Annotated in this window: 1 protein-coding gene; it reads right to left on the bottom strand. The window is 71.5% G+C overall.

The window, feature by feature from the left end:
• Nucleotides 1–3,694 (bottom strand): condensation domain-containing protein (locus IE278_RS41605; RefSeq protein ID WP_189780228.1); only part of this gene is annotated, 3,694 nt, incomplete at both ends.

Below are 3,694 nucleotides of genomic sequence, written 5' to 3'. Positions count from 1 at the left end.
AATCCTCAAGGATGTAGTCGATCCGAGCACCCGGATGCTCCGGATCTACCGGCACATAGGCCGCACCCGCCTTCAGCACCGCCAGCAACGCCACCACAAGGTCCACCGAACGCGGCAGACACACCGCCACCAACGACTCCGGCCCCACCCCACGACCGATCAGCCAACGCGCCAGCCGATTCGCCCGCGCGTCCAACTCCCCGTACGACAACGACCCACCGTCACCGACCACGGCCACCGCACCCGGCGCCTCCCGAACCCACCGGGACACCACCTCCACGAGGTCCGACTCCAACGTCGGTTCGACGGTGTCGTTGACCGCACGGAGCAGCCATCCCCGCTCGTCGCCACCGAGCACGTCGATGTCCCCGACGGACACACCCGGATCGGCGACCACCTGCTCCAGCACCCGCACGAACCGGTCCACGATCCCCGCGGCGGTGTCCGCGTCCAGCAGGTCCTGCCGGTACTGCAGGGCGAACTGCACCTCCGGTTCGGCCGCGGCGGCCAGCGTGACCGGGTAGTGCGAGCCGGAGAACGGCCGCAGCCCGGTGATGGCGACTCCGGCCGCCGAGTTGGCCTCGACGAGGGCTTCCCGGTCGACCGGGAACGACTCGAACAGCACCAGGCTGTCGAACAAGGTGGGCAGACCGGTGGCCTGCTGGATCTCCGCCAGGTTGTGGTGGTGGTGGTCGAGCAGTCCCACCTGCCGGCTCTGCAACTCGCCGAGCAGTTCGGCGAAGGTGCTGCGCCACTCACAGCGCACCCGGACGGGAATGGTGTTGATGAACAGTCCGACCATGTCGTCGGCGTCGACGAACGCGGCCGGACGGCCTGCCACGGTGGCGCCGAACACGACGTCGGACCGACCGGTGAGGTTGGCGAGCAGCACGCCCCAGGCGCCCTGCACGAGGGTGTTGAGCGTGACGCCGAGTTCCGCGGCCCTGCGGGTCAGACCGGCCATGTCCTCGATCGCCACATCGAGCGTTCCGACTCCGCCGGACTCGTGCTGCGTGCCGGCGCGCGGGACGAGCAGCGTGGGTTCGTCCACTCCGTCGAGCTCGGCCGCCCAGGCCCGTGCGGACTCCTCGTGGTCGTGACGGGCGCGCCAGGACAGGAACTCGCCGTAGTCACGGGCCGCGGGCAGGCCGGTCGCGTCGCCGTCGGACGCGTACAACAGCAGCAGGTCCCTCATCAGCATCGGCGTCGACCAGCCGTCGAACAGTACGTGGTGGGCGGTCATCACCAACTCGGCGTGGTCCGGTTCGAGTTCGACGAGCGCCAGCCGGATCAGCGGCGGCGTGCCCACGTCGAAGTGCGCGGCCCGGTCCTCGACGAGGAACCGCTCGAACGTCTCGGCCCGCTCGGTCTCACCGGCCGCGGTCAGGTCGAGGTGCTGCCACGGCAGTGGCACCTCCTGCGGCACCACCGACACCACGTCGCCGTCCGCCCGGTCGACGAACGCGGCGCGAAGGTTGGCGTAGCGTCCCAGCAGCGCCTGTCCGGCCCTGCGCATCCGCTCCGGATCGACCGCACCGGAGAGGTGGAACACCAACTGCATGTGGTAGACGTCGAACGACGTCCCGGCCAGCATCGCGTGGAACAGGATCCCTGACTGCGCCGGGGTCGCCGGCCACACCTCGGCGAGTCGGCCGAACCGGGACTCCCACGTGTCGATCTCCTCCTGGCGTACCGCGACCAGGGGTACGTCCGACGGGGTCAGCCCACCGGCGTCGGGCGTCCCGGCATGGCGGGCCAGGCCGGTCAGTGCCTGGACCCACAACCCGGCCAGCTCGGCGACCTCCTCCCGGGAGAGCACACCGGTCGGGAACCCGAAGTACGCGCTCAGTTCGTCACCGTCCGCGGCGCTGACGGCCACGGCGTTGATCTCCAGGGCCGACAGCACCGGCATGTCCCCGTCCGGCGCGGCGATCAGGTCCTGGTGCGCGGTGTCCGGGGCCCAGCCCAGGCCCCGCAGGTCCGCCGGGAGGTCCGCGTCCGAGGCACGGCCGAGGTAGTTGAACCCGATCTGCGGCTCCCGCTCCCCCGCCAGCACCGCGGCGGTCTCCGGATTCAGCTGACGCAGGAGCCCGTAGCCGATGCCCCGGCCCGGTACCGCCCGCACCTGCTCCTTGACCGCCTTGAGCACCTGCCCGGCGGCCGGGCCACCGGCGAAGGCGTCCGCCACATCGATGCCGGCCAGTTCCAGTCGCACCGGGAACATCGCGGTGAACCATCCGACCGTGCCGGACAGGTCCGCGCCGGGCACGGCGTGCTCCTCCCGGCCGTGTCCCTCCAGCCGGACCAGCGTCGAGGCCCCGGCACTCCCCCGCGTTTCGCGCCAGCGGGTCAGCGCCAGCGCGAGGCCGGCCAGCAGCCCGTCGTCGACGCCCCCGCGGAACACCGAGGGCACGGTGTTCAGCAGCGTTTCCGTGACGTCTGCGGGCACCTGGACACGGACCGTGTCCACGGTGGCCGCGACATCACGCGTGCGGTCCAGCTCCCGTGCGCCGAGCACCGGTTCGTCCCCGGCCAGGACCCGCTGCCACAGCGGGAGTTCCGCCACCCGCTCCGGGGTGGCCGCCTCGTCGGCCAGCGCGTGCGCCCACCGACGCGACGACGTGCCCGTCCCGGTGGGTTGCGGGGACCTGCCCTCCCGTATCCGCTGCCAGGCGGACACCAGGTCGGGAACCAGGATCCGCCACGACACGCCGTCGACGACCAGGTGATGCATCACGATCAGCAACCGGCCCGCATCCGCGCCGACATCCCCGTCCGCGTCCCTGTTCGCATCCGTAGCCGTAGCCGTAGCCGCATCCGTAGCCGAGGTGAACCACACGAACTGCGCCATCACGCCCGCGTCCGGATCCAGCCGACCCGCGGCCGCGTCCAGCTCGGCCCGTACATCGGCGTCGCCGTGGGCCACTTCCCGCAGCAGCGCACCGGCCTCCACACTGCCGGCCGGTTCGACCGACAGGCCCGGCCGCGCCCGGTCGAGCCGGGAACGCAGCACATCATGCCGATCCAGCACGGCCTGCACCGTCGCGAGCAGCCCCGCACGGTCGATGTCCGCGGGCAGGGTCAGCAGCGCGGACATGCAGAACCGGTCGATGCCACCGCCGAGCGCGAGCACGTGCGCCGCCGTCGGCGGCAAGGGAGCCCAGCCGACCCCGCCACCCGGCAACTCGTCCAGTCGCAGGCTCTCTTCGGCCTCCCTCCCTTCGACCAGTTCCGCGAGCCGGGCGACCGTGCGGTACTCGAAGATCTCCCGCACGCTGACCACGATGCCGCGCGCCTTGGCCCGTGCGACGACCTTGACGGAACGGATGCTGTCCCCGCCCAGGGCGAAGTAGTCGTCGTCGATACCGACGCCGTCCAGACCGAGGACTTCGGCGAACAGCGCGCAGAAGGCCTCCTCACGCGCGTTGCGCGGTGCCCTGCCGGACGACACCCGGGTGTAGTCCGGCGACGGCAGGGCCCGCCGGTCGAGCTTGCCGTTCGGGGTGAGCGGTATCTCCGGCAGCGGTACCAGCGCCGAGGGCACCATGTAGTCCGGGAGGCGCCCACGCAGATACTCGGACAGCTCGGTGAGCAGGGGGCCGACATCGTTCACCTGCGTGTCGGCTGCGGCAGGTGCGGTGTCGGGTTCGGGCACGACGTATCCCACGAGGCGCTTGTCGTCCTGCTGGTCCTC

The sequence above is a fragment of the Streptomyces tauricus genome (assembly GCF_014650955.1).
GTDB lineage: Bacteria > Actinomycetota > Actinomycetes > Streptomycetales > Streptomycetaceae > Streptomyces > Streptomyces tauricus.
Note: the sequence above shows the minus strand (reverse complement) of the source record. Positions and strands in the feature narration are given on the sequence as shown.